The organism is Ruegeria sp. N10 (assembly GCF_056531545.1).
Genome location: NZ_JBQFLY010000008.1, coordinates 49601 through 64168, shown reverse-complemented (window position 1 = coordinate 64168; position 14568 = coordinate 49601). Strand labels below are relative to the sequence as shown.

Sequence of the window (14568 nt, the reverse complement as noted above, 5' to 3'; positions counted from 1 at the left end):
GGCAAGGTCAGCTTGAGGGCAGCGGGGCGTTGTCTTCGACCCGAAACCGGTTGATCCGTCGCCGGTCCTCGCTGGGGCTTAAACCAAAGGCGGACCGATAGTGTGTCACCAAAGGCGTGACCGAGCTGTATCCGATGGCCGCAGCGATGTCGGCAATAGGGTCCTTGGTATAGACAACCATCTGACGGGCCGCCTTCATTCGCATGGACCGGAAATAATGGCTGGGGCTTTGCCCCGTGGCCTGTTTGAAGGCGCGCTCGACCTGGCGGGAGGTGACGCCCGTTTGATCCGCTATGTCCGCGATCGAGATCGGATTTCCGATACGGCTTGCGAACAGGTCGACACATCGCGCCACAAGCGGCGGCAGCTTTTCACCCGTGGCAGGTTTGCTTGCACTGGGCACCTGTTGCTGAACACCCTCCCCTCTCATCATCGGATGCTGGAACCAGCAGGCCACCTCATGTGCGACTTCGCCGCCCAACCGGTCCTGAATCAGATGCAGGGCCAGATCAAACGCGGCCGCCGCCCCGGCCGCAGTATACCGCGTGGCATCCGACACGATCACTTCGCGCCGCGCATCGATCTGTGGAAACTCGGCCAGAAACGCAGCTTCGTAACACCAGTGCACCGATACCGGATGGCCGGTCATGACCCCCGAGCGCACGAGCGGAAAAACGCCGCCGCTGATACCGCCCAGAATTGTCCCGTGTCGTGACAAAGCCCGCAACGCACCATTCCCCTGGGTCGGGTTTCTGAAGTCCGAGGTCGGACTGCTGAGCAGGAACAGAATATCAATCGGCTGGCAGTCTGAGAGGTTGCGTTCAGCCTCAAATCGCACATGAGCGCTGGAGCTGACCTTTCCCCCGTTTTCCGCCACAAGAGACCAGCGAAATGCCTCTTGCCCGGCGATCTCATTTGCGGCGCGCAGCGGTTCGATGACCGAGGTCAGGCAAGCCATCGGAAAGCCGTCGAACAGCAGAAACCCGATCTCAATTCTATTTTCTGTCAGCATGAGCGCTACACTATCAGTAAAATCTCGGTTCGGCCCGAATTGGTCCTTGGCCGCTCTGGCCTGCGGAAACGGTTCGAACAAGTGTAGCAAAACACGGAACGTGCGAAATCGAAAAAACACGCAACAAACATGGCGAAAATCGGGGTCAGGGCCCGCATTCGGATTGACAGGCTGAAAGGGACAAAGGTTTCGCAGGTCCATTTGTAGGTCTGCCGGTGCCGTAGATGCTGGACCCGTGACAGCTGAAACCCTAACGTGGCCTCAATGCTTCGCTATACCCTTAAACGACTGATCTCATTGCTTGCTAGCCTTGCCGTCGCCTCGGTGGTTATCTTCGCCGTGATCGAGGTCGCGCCGGGGGACCCGGCCTCGTTCATGCTGGGTGTCAACGCGCAGGAGGATACGTTGGCCGCGCTGCGGGCTGAACTGGGTCTGGATGGATCCAGGGTGCAGCGGTATTTCAACTGGGTCGGAGGGATGGTGGCCGGAGATTTCGGCACCTCGTACACCTATCGCACACCGGTGTCGCAGATGATTGCGGACCGGCTGTGGGTATCGCTGCCCTTGGCTTTGTATGCGCTCACGCTGTCCACGCTGATCGCCTTTCCCGCCGGGATCTATGCCGCCGCGCGCCGGGGCAAGCCCGGGGATCTGGCGGTGATGGGGGCGACACAGCTTGGTATCGCTGTGCCGAATTTCTGGTTCGCGATGATGCTGGTGCTGATCTTCGCCATTAACCTGCGCTGGTTCAATGCCGGTGGGTTTGTTGGCTGGGGCGAGGGTGTTTGGGCGGGGCTGCGTTCGCTGACTTTGCCCGCCATTGCGTTAGCCCTTCCTCAGGCCGCGATCCTGGCCCGCGTCATGCGATCCGCGCTGCTGGATATTCTGGGCGAGGATTTTATGCGCACCGCGCGAGCCAAAGGGTTGTCGCGTCGTCAGGCTCTGTGGCGGCATGGGGTGCGAAACGCGCTGATCCCGGTGCTGACGATCATCGGCTTGCAGTTTTCTTTCCTGCTGGCCGGGTCGATCATCATCGAACAGGTGTTTTACCTGCCCGGCCTCGGGCGGTTGGTGTTTCAGGCCATTTCGGCCCGCGATCTGATCGTGGTTGAATCGGTGGTGATGCTGCTGGTCTTTGCGGTGATCACCGTGAATTTTCTGGTGGATCTGGCCTATGCAGCCGTTGACCCAAGGCTAAGGAGCCGGTCATGAGCCGCAACCTGATTCTGGGCGCGGCGCTGTCGTCGTTGGTGGTGCAGGCGGCGCTGGCCTCGTTTGTCTGGACACCCTACGACTATGCCGCGCTGGATATCCCCAACAAACTTCAGACGCCCGATGCACGGCACTGGTTCGGGACGGATCACTTCGGTCGCGACATGCTCTCGATGATCATGGTCGGTGCACGCACGTCGATTGCGGTGGCTCTGGTGGCTGTGGGGATCGGCATGGCGCTGGGCGTACCCCTTGGCCTGACAGCCGCCGCGCGCAAAGGATCGTGGTTGGATGAGGTGATCATGCGTGGCAACGATCTGGTCTTTGCCTTTCCCTCGCTGGTCATCGCCATCCTGATAACGGCTGTGTTCGGTGCCGGTGCCATCAACGCGATCATTGCGATCGGTATTTTCAACATCCCCGTCTTCGCCCGCATCACCCGCGGGGCCGCATTGTCGCTGTGGGAGCGCGAGTTCATACTTGCCGCCCGTGTGTCGGGCAAAGGCGCAGCACGGATTTCAGCCGAACATATCCTGCCCAATGTTGCCAACCTGCTGATCGTTCAGGGTACCATCCAATTTTCATTGGGCATACTGGCCGAGGCGGGCCTGTCCTATGTCGGTCTGGGCGCACAGCCGCCGACGCCCAGCTGGGGCCGGATGCTGGCGGACGCGCAGACAATGGTCAGTTTTGCCCCGCATTTGGCTCTGATTCCGGGCATGGCCATCATTGTCACCGTGCTGGGTTTGAACCTGCTGGGTGATGGTCTGCGCGACTGGTTGGATCCAAGGATCAGGGTGGCGCGGGCATGACGTTGCTGCAAGTCGAAAACCTGTCCCTGTCGATCCACGGGGTGCCGATCCTGAAACGGGTGAACCTGTCTATCGATCCAGGCCAGATCGTGGCGGTGACAGGTGAAAGTGGTTCGGGCAAATCCATGACAGCACTGGCTGTGATGCAGCTTCTGCCAAACGGGGCAACGGCAGACGGCGCAATCCGACTGGACGGCACAGACCTGCTGACGCAATCCGAGGCCGAGATGTGCGCCTTGCGTGGCGCGTCTATCGGGATGGTATTTCAGGAACCGATGACGGCACTCAACCCGGTGAAAACCATCGGCGATCAGGTGATGGAGACCATCCTGATCCACAAGGCAATGCCTCCTGCTCAGGCTCGGACCCGTGCCGCAGAGGTTTTGACTCGGGTTGGCCTGCCGCCCGACAGGTTCCCTCTGTCGCGGTATCCGCATGAGCTGTCGGGCGGGCAGCGTCAGCGTGTGGTCATTGCAATGGCCATCGCATTGCGCCCTAGGCTTTTGATCGCGGATGAGCCGACGACGGCACTGGATGTCACAACGCAGGCGCAAATCCTTGGTCTGCTGAAAGGGCTGGTTCGCGAATATGATATGGGCTTGCTGATGATCACCCATGATCTGGCTGTGGTCTCGGACATGGCCGATCAGATTGTCGTCATGCGTCACGGCGAGGTCGTCGAAAGTGGCGCGACCCGAAACCTGTTTCGAGATATGCAGCACCCCTATACTCGCATGTTGTTCGAAGCCTCTGGTCATCAGGTCACCCTGCCTGAACCTACACAGCAACGCCCGCTTCTGGAGGTTTCGCGGGTCGTCCGGGATTACCGCCTTCCCCGCAAAGGTCTGCTGGATGCGCCGCGCCACCACCGCGCGGTGGATGGTGTCAGCTTTACCCTCAACCGAGGGGAGCGTTTAGGGCTGGTGGGCGAGTCCGGTTGCGGAAAATCGACCCTAACACGGGCTATTCTGGGATTGGAAGAGATCCAATCCGGACAGATCCTGCTGGACAGTCAGCCGGTTTTCACCGGCCACAGGCCCAACCTTGCGGTGCGTCGCAAGATGCAGGTCGTGTTTCAGGATCCCTATGGCAGCTTCAACCCCCGCCACCGTGTCGCGCGCCTGATTACCGAACCCTTTCACCTGTTGGAAACGCCACCAAAGGGTTCCGAACGCCAGGACCGGATCGCAGAGATGCTGACGGCAGTGGGCCTCGGCCCCGATGATGCGGGCAAATACATTCACGAGTTCTCGGGCGGGCAACGCCAGCGGATCGCCATTGCCCGCGCTCTGATCATTCGGCCGGAACTGATCCTGTTCGATGAGGCGGTCTCAGCCCTCGACGTTTCGGTGCGCGCCCAAATCCTCGATCTGCTTGCCGAACTCTGCGATGCTTATGATCTGACTTACCTGTTCATCAGCCACGATCTGAGTGTGGTGCGTACCATCACCGATCATGTTCTGGTGATGCAATCCGGACGAATTGTCGAACAAGGCAAGACCAAACAGGTATTCTCGGACCCGCAGCATCCCTACACGCAAACCTTGATCGCCGCCGCGCCCCAATTGCCTGAAATCGGGAAGTTGTCGGCGTAAAACCCTTTGTTAGAGCCTGAATGGAGGCCAAAATGACCCAACCACTCTGGTTTGACCCCACCCTTTGCATGATCGGTGGAAACTGGACGCCTACGGCATCGGGCGAAACATTGCCGTTGACCAACCCGTCAGACGGGACCGAGATCTGCCGGATCGCGCGCGGCTCGGGCGCGGATATTGACGCGGCGGTCTCCGCCGCCAGATCTGCGTTAAAGGGCGACTGGGGGCGCAAGGCGGCCTTGGAGCGTGGTCGCATCCTGACCCGGCTGGGACAATTGGTGTTGGAGCGCGTGGACGATCTGGCGCGGCTTGAGGCGATGGATGTGGGTAAGCCCCTGACGCAGGCTCGCGCCGATGCCATTGCGCTGGCGCGCTATTGTGAATTCTACGGCGGTGCAGCGGATAAGGTGATGGGTGAGACCATTCCCTATCTCGATGGCTATACCGTCTATACCCTGCGCGAACCCCATGGGGTGACGGGCCACATCGTGCCGTGGAACTATCCGATGCAGATTATTGGGCGTTCGGTCGGGGCGGCGTTGGCCATGGGCAACGCCTGTGTTCTGAAACCGGCAGAGGAGGCCTGCCTGACCGCGCTGGCCTTTGCCCATCTCGCACAGCAAGCGGGTCTGCCAGCAGGTGCACTGAATGTTGTGCCCGGTCTGGGGGCCGAGGCCGGAGCCGCACTGTCCGGGCATCCGGGGGTCAACCATATCTCGTTCACTGGTTCGGTCGCCACGGGGGGCCTGGTGCAACAGGCTGCGGGGCGAAACGTTGTGCCTGTGACGCTGGAGCTGGGCGGAAAATCCCCGCAGTTGGTGTTTGACGATGCCGATCTGGATGCCGCTCTGCCATTTCTGGTGAATGCGGGCATTCAAAACGCGGGGCAGACCTGCTCGGCCTCCTCCCGCATTCTGGTACAGCGCGGTGTCTATGATCAGGTCAAATCCCGCATGACCGCGGCCTATGAACAGCTTAGTGTTGGGCCCGCGATGCAGGATCTTCGCGTTGGGCCGCTGATTTCCGAGCGGCAAAAGCATATCGTAAACAGCTTTCTGGACAAAGGCGCCGATCTGACCATTGCGGCAGAAGGGACGATCACACAGGATGCGCCAGAAACCGGGGCATATGTCCGGCCCACCTTGTTCGCGGATGTGCCACCGGATCACCCGCTCGCCCGCGATGAAATCTTCGGCCCGGTCCAGGTTCTGATCCCCTTTGACACCGAGGAACAGGCTCTAATCATTGCCAACAGCACAGACTACGGCCTTGTCGCCAGCGTCTGGACACGCGACGGTGCGCGGCAGATGCGGTTGGCGAAAGGGCTGCACGCGGGTCAAGTCTTCCTCAACAACTATGGGGCAGGTGGCGGCGTTGAACTGCCTTTTGGCGGCGTGGGCAAATCCGGCCACGGCCGCGAGAAAGGCTTTGAGGCGCTTTATGGCTTTTCACAACTCAAGACAGTGGCCGCCTATCACGGGTAACAAGCGCCCGACCTGTCAGATCATCGTTTCTTTGGCGCATGCGCGCCCCAGATTTTGTTGATGTATTCGCAAGGTGTGGAACCGCTGAAGGTGGCGAGACTACGCGCAAGTTTGTAACCCGCGGTGAAATCACCAAAGCGCGGGTGACTCAGCACGAGGACAGCAATTTTGAGAAACGGTTTCGCACGGTCTGAAGGCATAGGAGATGAATCTGTAAACGGAAATCCTACCAACGAGGTACCCCCACCCCCAACACTGGATGGATCTGGTTCGCTCTGAGCATTCCAAGGAGGATTGCGCAGCCCCAACCGACACCGGAGAAAGCGGTAAGCAAAGTGATACTGGCCCGTCGCATCGGCGTCGCACGTGATTAGTTCGAAAAACCGGACGTACTTATCCGCAAAGCAATGGCATGCGCATCGCAATATATTTTTTTGTTAAAAAGTGGTGAGCCGTGCAGGATTCGAACCTGCGACCCACTGATTAAAAGAACGGCCAGAGCCATTTCGCTGTATTTCTCCAAAATTCGCCACACTGACAAAAATGAAGCAAAAACAATATATTGCATTGACCATCGTTGCGCCTTGAATTCATGAATTACTCCAGAATTCGCCGCCATTTGCTTCCGTATAGCTTCCGGAAGTAGGCCGGAAGCAAGGAGTGTTCTGGATATGTTCAAACTGACAAAACGCGCAGTTGAGTGCCTTTCAATTGAAGCCAAGGAATACCTTGTCTGGGACCGGGACATGCGCGGTTTTGGGCTGCGAGTCTATCCGTCCGGCAAAAAGACCTATCTGGTTCAATATAGAGTTGGTCGCCGGACGCGACGGATCACTATCGGCCAGCATGGCGTTCTGACGGCTGAGGAAGCACGGACACACGCCAAGCAGCTTCTGGGCGACGTTGCGCGCGGATCAGACCCATCTGCCGAGAAGCAGGCCAAGCGGCGCGCACCGACCGTTGCCGGGCTGTGTGACCGGTTCCTTGAGGAATATGTCGATCAGCATTGTAAGCCGACCACAGCCCGCGATTATCACAGCGTCATTCGCCGATTCATCCGGCCCAAACTTGGACCTATCCCAATGGCCGAAGTAACCCGTGCCGACGTGGTGGCTTTTCATCACGGTTTGCGCGAGACACCTTATCAGGCAAACAGGGCGGCAGCGATGTTGTCGAAGCTGTTCAATCTGGCCGAGGATTGGGGCTTGCGGCAACCGGGATCGAACCCCGCGCGCCGAATCAAAAAGTTTCGCGAAGAAGAAAAGAAACGCTATTTGTCAGACGCGGAACAGATACGGCTTGGCGAAGTGCTGGCAGAGGCGCTGGAAGACGGCACAGAGACCGTTTACGTGGTGTCGGCACTGCTGCTGCTGATTTACACGGGATGCCGCCTCAGCGAGATTCTGACGCTGCGCTGGGACTATGTAACATCCCACCATCTGGAATTGCCGGATAGCAAGACCGGGCGTCGCCGTATTCCCTTGCCGAGGGAAGCTTATGACATTCTGATGGAATTGCCCCGGCAGCCGGGAAACCCTTATGTAATAATAGGTGAGTCAGATACCGGGCCGCTTAACAATCTGCAAAAGCCATGGCGGCGTATACGTAAGATAGCAGGTTTAGAAGATGTCCGTATACACGACTTGCGGCATACCTATGCTTCGGTTGCGATGAAAGACGGGATTGACCCTTTTACCCTGAAAGAGATTATGGGCCACAAGAACCTGACAACAACACTACGATATGCGCACCTCGCGGACGATGCGGTTCAGCGCGCGGCGGGATCAGTTGCGGCCCGATTGGCGCGGGCTGTGCGCAAAGACGTTCGCGCAGCTCCACTAAGGATAGTCAATTGAATAATCACCAGCGGCGACACACACCCTCACGGATCATCTCTTCACCAAGGTCCCGTCCATTCGAAAGCGTACATTCACCGATCATCCGGTCATAGCTTCGCCGACCGGACAAAGCGCAACGTAACTGTTCTCCTGAAACCAATTGGGCCATACGGCGTTTGGCCTTTTCCCCTGACGCCGTCCCGAGTTCATCACAATCAAGTTTGGAAAATCGGACCGGAGTACCAGACACCTCAATCGTGTCTCCGTCTCTCACATGGGTAACCCTGCCTTCAATAACTCTGGCTCCGGAATATGTGCCGTTAGATTTGTTGGCAGTTCTACTCGGTCCCGACCCGATCTGTGGTAGCCTGTTTACAATTACTGTGTCGGATGATGCTCCCGCATCGGGAATGCGCAAACCATATTTTTCAAGCACGATATACGCATTTGCGGCAACGCCAGCCACTATCAACCAAACCAATGGGTGAATCTTCGGCAGTCTTAGCCTGCGCAGGCGACGATGGTGGGGATGGCCGAACATGATAATGTTACGGGCGTCCCGTATCTGTCGTTTTCGTTGAATTCTTCGTCCTGCAAATCTTCCCAACGCCACGAGGGACAAAAGCGCTAGAAGCGCCACTAGTCCAAGTGCGATTGTTTCCTCGTCTGAGAGTGAAAAATTCACGTTCAGTAAATTCAATCAAGCTGCTCCCAATACCCATTCTGATACTTGTTGTTTTTGATTTGGCCAAAACTAAGGCGGCGCTTGCTCCAACTACGGGAGTTACCCGTCTAACATGCCACCCGCGAGTACAGCTACGCCGCACAAACTGTACTTGATTAAGTGATAAAAAGGCGCTGTTCCCTACATACTTATATACATAGGAAAATAGTCCTGCCTATGTATATACAGTCAGCATTCCCAAGTGACATTTCTACGTATACGAAACGCTTTGAGCGGATGGCTATATACGGAGCGGAGATTGTGCAGCAAGACATAAAGTGCGGTCTGACTTTGCGGGAAGAAGTAAACGACAATCTATCCAGTGAGTTGGTAGAAAGGCTGCGAAACCTGATAGGCCCACTTAGGGATGAAGAAATTTTCCGAGACCGGCTTGTTCACATCCTGACGCGATATCGCCGGTATCTTGCAGTAGCCAAGACAGTGATGCGCAAAGAACGACGAAAACAGTTTTCGACACTTCTTAGCAAAGCGCAGGGCTTTCTAATCGCAGTGGACGCGTTGCATCCAGAGGTCAGGCAATCTTTGGAAACCGTTTTAGACGCGCAAACTCTGGACGAAAGATGGGAAGGTTTCGATTTTTTCGATCTCGAGCAGCCGGTACCGAGCCACGATGATAGCTTAGATCAAATGCAATCATTGACCCGTAACATTATTGAAGCTTGCCATATGGAGCTGAATTTTCTGGTCGAAAGCAAGAGCGAAAAAAGAGGTAGCCGCAAACCATCACTTGACCAGCTTTTGATTGATTTGGTCGAACTTTTCGAAGCCGAAACTGGACAACCAGCAGTCTCGAGCTGCTATCGAGACGAAACCTCAGAGGACGGGTACAACGGTAAGTTCTTTAATATGACCAAGACTCTCTTGGATGAGATCGATCCGGGTAGCTACGATACATCGGCGGCGCTAGGCATTCGTATATTGAGATTAATTTGAAAGACTTCTCTGGACCCAACACTAAGGGTTAAAAATAAGTCCTTAGTGTTGTTACACATTGATCCGAAAACGCTGCATCTTGCTTTCAACACATTTCGGAACAGTGAGGCGAAGATGCAGACACAAACTAACCCAGACTACCTTGACCAGCTAATCGACGAAAAAGTGGCAGCGGATTACCTGTGCTATTCCGTGCGTGCACTGCAAAACTGGCGTGTGCGCGGCGGCGGACCGTTTTTCATAAAAGTGTCTGGTCGCTCTATTCGCTACACACGTCGCGACCTGCAGAAATGGATTGCTGACAAACGGGTCGCCAATACGAGCGCAGCACCTTCCTAACACACGGGTTTTGCCCGTTCAGAGTTGGCAGCGCTGAGCGGGATTTTGGGGCCGGATGGCTCTCAGGGGCGCGGGGTGACGCCACCCCGCGCCCTATCTGTACCTGCCAAATGGTTCAAACAAGGAGTTCACCATGACACAGCAACCAGCCTTCAAATTCAAAATCGGGCTCATTACCGCGACGATCTGGGACAATGACGGGTTCTTTTCCGTCGATATCTCGCGGTCCTACAAGAACGGGGAAGGTGACTGGCGCACCACTACCGCCTACTCTCACAATGACCTTCTGAACGTCGCCAAATGCGCGGAACGTGCGGAGAATTGGATTTCACGCAAGCAGGCAGCAGCCATCCAATGATATCCGCCGGGCGTCCAGCCCGGCCCCAAAACAATAGCTGCCCCGCCGGAGGCACTATCGAAGGGCGCTTTAGCGCCCGCCCCTTTTTCAAACCTCAACCAAATCGCGCGGCATTCGCCGAAAGAGGGGGGTGATTGTAGCACCCCCCTCTGGAAATACCGGAACCCAAGGAGACCCCACTAATGCAAGTTGTTCATCGTGGATTCGACACTATCGCACTTTCGATTCAAGCGAATATCTCTCAGGAGTTGTTCGACCTGCTGAACGCCGAACGGGAAAGGGCCGAAGAAGAGCGGCACCCTGTTCCTTTCAGCTACGGCGGCGCAGATTTTGACTTGTTGCCTCATGGTGGCAACGGGTATCGCTTTATCCTCAAAGGTGGGCCTTTGGATGTACATTGGTCCTTCAAGAAACCAAATGCACGCGACCCTTGGGGCATTCGGGTTTCTGTAGGGTCAACGCTTCTTGCAACCCAAGGACTCGGATATGCGCGATCCTACATTGACAAGACACTAACAAGGCTTGGAATCCGCTTTGAGTCGCACCAAGTTAGTATCGGTCGCGCGGATTTCTGCGTTGATATCCTCGCACCGGAATTCGAACTGGTTCCGGAAAACTTCGTCATCCACAGTCACACGAACCGCGCGGACTATCTCACTGCTCAAGATGATATGCGCAGCAACGGTAAATCTGGTCAGTTCACATCTGTCACGGTTGGTAAAATGCCGGGACGACAGGTCATCATCTATGACAAGCGTCGCGAAGTGATTGACAAGAAAAAGCCGATCTGGTGGGACATCTGGAACACCAACCTTGAGCGGGATGGCTTGTCCCCTCTGAACCCTTCTGATTTGTCTCAGAGCCGCGTGTGGCGTGTTGAGGTGCGCGCCGGGAAGGATTTGCTCAAAGATCGCTGGCAGATCAGGACATGGCCTCAGTTTGACGCTATGTTCGGTGATGTCATTTCCGAGGCCTTGCAGAAGATACGCTACTGTGAGCCTGATCTTGATGACAGCAATCGCGCCCGGTGGCCCAATCATGAAATTTGGGACTTGGTTTCTGGATCGTCGGAGGGTGACTTGCAGGAAATGCGCAGCCACATCGACGCGACCAACATTAAGCACGTACACCGAAACGAGCAGATACGTCTGATAATGACACAGATTGCGGGCCTTGGGATCACGCTGGCCGCGCTGGAAGATACCCAGGAAAGTGAGTTGAGTGATTTCATGGAAAGTGTTGGAGGCAGGCTCGCAGAGAATGTACAGGCTGATCCTGAGCGCGCAGCAAACAAGCTGCATGAAGCCAAGAACAGATATCGGTTTATTGCCTAAACCACTGACGAGCACCCGCCTTTATCGCGGCGTGTCCGTTAGGGCAGTTTGAGCCCTTACCGGTAATTGCTGAGTGATTTGGTAACTGCGGTTGCAGTCGGCCGCTTACAGCCCAATGCAGGCATTAGATTCCGGTACTCAGTACACAATTCAGAAATCCTCTGCGCGTCCTCGGCACGTCGGTAGAAACGGCGAAAGTTGCAACAAGTAGCATGTTAGCAATAGCTGATTGAACCAACAGTGACCTTAGCGTCGCAACCAATCCTCATAAGATTGTGTCATTATATCGACCCTGCCAATGTGACTTTGAAGATCGTTTGTGCTTCTGTTCAGCGTATCAAACCGCGCGAGGTTCCTCTGAAGAGCTTCAGCACCTTCGACTTTTTGATTGTCCCTGTTCTTTTTTCGTTCTTCTTCAAAGTAAAGCAGGAACGGACGAATTGGCCACAATTCAACCGTGTTGATCTGTCGGATGAACCAATAATATACTGGAATAATCCCGGCCGATGATAGCAATGGATCGCGCGGAATAAATACTTGGCTCATAGAAGATAGGGTATCCAGAACACGCCTTCCTGCCAACTCCAGCTTCTCCCGGTCGATATTCTGCTTTGCAAAGCCATCCAGGTCGCTCTTTTTCGTGGCCGCAGGCTTTTCTTGGTATTCAAATAACAGCAACTTAGCCGCAGCATTCAAGTCTGCAGCTCGCTTCACAGAGAACCGAATATTTTCAACAAAGAATTCATGCAAAGTAATAACGCGGATCAAATCGGAAACGGGGCCATCAACGGCGTTTCGTACCTCCGCACCGGTAAGTGGCTTAGATTTGTTCAAACGAACAAAAATTTCATTAATAACCGCCTCCTCTTCAGCGACGACACTCATGATATCGAGAGAAGCGTTCTCAAATTCCTCTGCTACACGGGGATGAGCCCTCCGCAGGTCCCTTAAGCTCATGCCGCCTAGCTCCAGTGAAGGGTCCTTTCTGAACTTGAAACCCTCGTTGAGAACGAGCTTATTCTCAAAAAAATCAAAAACTGCTTCTAGTCTCTGCTTCCCATCAATAATTGCATAAGGGAGCTTAGCCTCATTCAGTTCAGATTGGCCGAATTGAAAGTCCGCAAGATACAACTTCGGAACATCAAACCCATTGATGATTGAGTCAATCAAATAGGCTTTGTCCTGATCAGACCACAACCGACCTCGGCGTTGATAAGGAGGGTCAAAATGGATCTCATCCTTTCGATTGAACCACCAGATCAGGGTTTTGGGGCTGTGCGGCGATATCTTAAAATTTTTCATTGGGTAAATCCAAACGAACGCTTCAATTCCAGAGAAAGACCATGAAGGTCCGGGTAGATTGTTGAGTCAGATACTCCCTTGCGAAAGAGAGAGGTTGCGATGCTATCTCGTTGTGCTTTCGGGATGATAACTTGTTGAAGCGCACCAGCATCGAACCCGCCGCCCCTGTAGCTTTTTTCCATTGGCTCCACACTTTTCCCAAAAAGTGAAAACATACCTCTTTGCGCTACAATTCTTGGGCTATTGTGCGTACCGTAAATCATCACAGGCAAGTTTTTTCGCTCAGCAAGATCAACTTTTGGGCTGTAGCTTTTTACTTGCTCGCGGTTGGGGTTAAGGATGCCCCCGTCATAGGAGATATCTTGAAGTGCTCCGCGGTTCCAAGCTGCCGGGTCCAGCATCCAGAATGCAGCATCGTTCTTCGCTTTCCCCGCAGCCGTTCTCTCACATGAAGAAAGAGCGAAATACAGTGCTATGAAGGGGCTTTCAGTCCAGTCTAACAGCCGGGTTGGAATTCCGTAATGTTGCATGAAGAACATTTGTTCCCACTCTCCGTCAAATGTCTGGGCAACAAACGGAGGGGAGCGCTGCTCAAAGACTGACGCCAGCTCGTTCTCCAACTCTTGGATCTGCTCGATGCTCTTCTTCTTGGGGTGGCGAAAGATAGAAGGCAACAAGCCATAGGATGCGTTGCCAACACCTCGATACCAAGAAGTTTTGTGGGCCTCTTGAAAAGTTTCAATAACTCCCATGAATTCTGCAAAATTATTGCATGTGTGCTTTTCAAGCGCTGGCATCGACACCTCAATTGACTGTAGCCAAGAAATCACCCGGCTTAATAACTTTGCCCAAAGTATCTACGACAACCACGCGTTGTACAACGCAAAGAAAACGATGTTTGAAAATGAACCTGAATGCGCCAAAGCAAACTCCATAACCTTTCGCTTTGTCCGCGTTGCAGCCTTCTGGCCGTTCAAAATGAGGCGCTGCTCAGGAAAGCCCGCTCCGAGGAAGCTAATCGCAGCGACGCTCGCCTTGATCAAAGTCCGCAATGGACCGGCTGTTAGAAATTGCAAAGTCCGCTCACAGCGCATTGCCGCCGGTGCTGAGGTCTAGTGCTGCACTTGCAGCGAATGGCAGCGAAGTGGCCTGCTCATGTTCCGCTTGAGTTTGTCAGAGAGACTGCAAACCCGTGTCCGAGAGCTGCCGCCGCGATATACCTTTGTGATCCAATAAGCACACTTAATCCTTTGTCACACTGCTTCCGTATTGCTTCCGGCAAGCCGCACGTCACGAAGATCGCTCTGCACGACCTCGCGCAAATATCTGTTTTTACTGAAAAAAGTGGTGAGCCGTGCAGGATTCGAACCTGCGACCCACTGATTAAAAGTCAGTTGCTCTACCAACTGAGCTAACGGCCCACTCTTTTGTTGGATCTTCTCGATCCGTGGCGCTCTTTACGGCAATTTCCCAACCGGGTTCAAGCCCTTATTTTGCGCCTCGTTTCGCTGAAACAACCTGTGTTTCCAGCGACCCGATAGGCGGCCTAATTAGGCAGGTGGCGCAGGGGGGTCAACCCCTTTTTTCACGATTCTACGCGACAG

13 protein-coding genes and 1 tRNA gene are annotated in these 14568 nt (G+C 54.9%); 9 read left to right on the top strand and 5 right to left on the bottom strand.

Translation table 11 applies throughout. The features are described 5' to 3' along the window. Positions 1–7: 7 nt before the first annotated feature. Positions 8–1012, bottom strand: a complete 1005-nt coding sequence (locus ACR0JI_RS12470; RefSeq protein WP_480494956.1) for a GlxA family transcriptional regulator — start codon at positions 1010–1012, stop codon at positions 8–10. 264 nt (positions 1013–1276) lie between these two features. Here ACR0JI_RS12470 and ACR0JI_RS12465 point away from each other — a divergent pair, with 264 nt between their 5' ends. From ACR0JI_RS12465 to ACR0JI_RS12445, 5 genes are all read left to right on the top strand, one after another. Next, on the top strand, positions 1277–2224 hold the full coding sequence (locus ACR0JI_RS12465; RefSeq protein ID WP_480494955.1) for an ABC transporter permease: 948 nt from the start codon (positions 1277–1279) through the stop codon (positions 2222–2224). Then, complete coding sequence (locus tag ACR0JI_RS12460) at positions 2221–3036, top strand: ABC transporter permease (RefSeq protein ID WP_480494953.1); 816 nt, start codon at positions 2221–2223, stop codon at positions 3034–3036. The genes ACR0JI_RS12465 and ACR0JI_RS12460 overlap by 4 nt, the downstream gene beginning before the upstream one ends. Next, positions 3033–4631: an ABC transporter ATP-binding protein gene (locus tag ACR0JI_RS12455; RefSeq protein ID WP_480474543.1), complete on the top strand. Its 1599-nt coding sequence runs from the start codon at positions 3033–3035 to the stop codon at positions 4629–4631. Before ACR0JI_RS12460 ends, ACR0JI_RS12455 begins: the two co-directional genes overlap by 4 nt. A gap of 32 nt (positions 4632–4663) precedes the next feature. Next, positions 4664–6115, top strand: coding sequence for an aldehyde dehydrogenase family protein (locus tag ACR0JI_RS12450; RefSeq protein ID WP_480474544.1), 1452 nt, complete (start codon positions 4664–4666; stop codon positions 6113–6115). Between the two features lie 671 nt (positions 6116–6786). Next, positions 6787–7971 (top strand): tyrosine-type recombinase/integrase, encoded by a 1185-nt coding sequence (locus ACR0JI_RS12445; RefSeq protein WP_480494951.1) that lies wholly within the window; start codon positions 6787–6789, stop codon positions 7969–7971. A gap of 4 nt (positions 7972–7975) precedes the next feature. Here the strand turns inward: ACR0JI_RS12445 and ACR0JI_RS12440 are convergent, their stop codons facing one another. Then, complete coding sequence (locus ACR0JI_RS12440) at positions 7976–8653, bottom strand: thermonuclease family protein (RefSeq protein ID WP_480494949.1); 678 nt, start codon at positions 8651–8653, stop codon at positions 7976–7978. 285 nt (positions 8654–8938) lie between these two features. On the opposite strand from ACR0JI_RS12440, the gene ACR0JI_RS12435 reads away from it, so the two are divergent. The 4 genes from ACR0JI_RS12435 to ACR0JI_RS12420 all read left to right on the top strand — a co-directional run bounded on the left by ACR0JI_RS12435 (position 8939) and on the right by ACR0JI_RS12420 (position 11662). Then, the gene (locus ACR0JI_RS12435) at positions 8939–9631 is read left to right on the top strand and encodes a hypothetical protein (RefSeq protein WP_480494948.1); all 693 of its coding nucleotides are present in this window, start codon (positions 8939–8941) and stop codon (positions 9629–9631) included. A 114-nt stretch (positions 9632–9745) separates the two neighbouring features. Next, positions 9746–9970: a helix-turn-helix transcriptional regulator gene (locus tag ACR0JI_RS12430; RefSeq protein ID WP_480494946.1), complete on the top strand. Its 225-nt coding sequence runs from the start codon at positions 9746–9748 to the stop codon at positions 9968–9970. A 133-nt stretch (positions 9971–10103) separates the two neighbouring features. After that, the gene (locus ACR0JI_RS12425; protein WP_480494944.1) at positions 10104–10328 is read left to right on the top strand and encodes a hypothetical protein; all 225 of its coding nucleotides are present in this window, start codon (positions 10104–10106) and stop codon (positions 10326–10328) included. A gap of 182 nt (positions 10329–10510) precedes the next feature. Further along, positions 10511–11662, top strand: a complete 1152-nt coding sequence (locus tag ACR0JI_RS12420; RefSeq protein WP_480494942.1) for a hypothetical protein — start codon at positions 10511–10513, stop codon at positions 11660–11662. 246 nt (positions 11663–11908) lie between these two features. On the opposite strand, the gene ACR0JI_RS12415 is transcribed toward ACR0JI_RS12420, so the two are convergent. The 3 genes from ACR0JI_RS12415 to ACR0JI_RS12405 form a co-directional block, all read right to left on the bottom strand. Next, entirely contained in the window at positions 11909–12964 is a 1056-nt protein-coding gene (locus ACR0JI_RS12415; RefSeq protein ID WP_480494940.1) for a DUF262 domain-containing protein, read from the bottom strand. Then, the gene (locus ACR0JI_RS12410) at positions 12961–13761 is read right to left on the bottom strand and encodes an FRG domain-containing protein (protein WP_480494938.1); all 801 of its coding nucleotides are present in this window, start codon (positions 13759–13761) and stop codon (positions 12961–12963) included. The genes ACR0JI_RS12415 and ACR0JI_RS12410 overlap by 4 nt, the downstream gene beginning before the upstream one ends. A 548-nt stretch (positions 13762–14309) precedes the next feature. Next, a tRNA-Lys gene (locus ACR0JI_RS12405) sits at positions 14310–14385 on the bottom strand. Positions 14386–14568 lie beyond the last annotated feature (183 nt).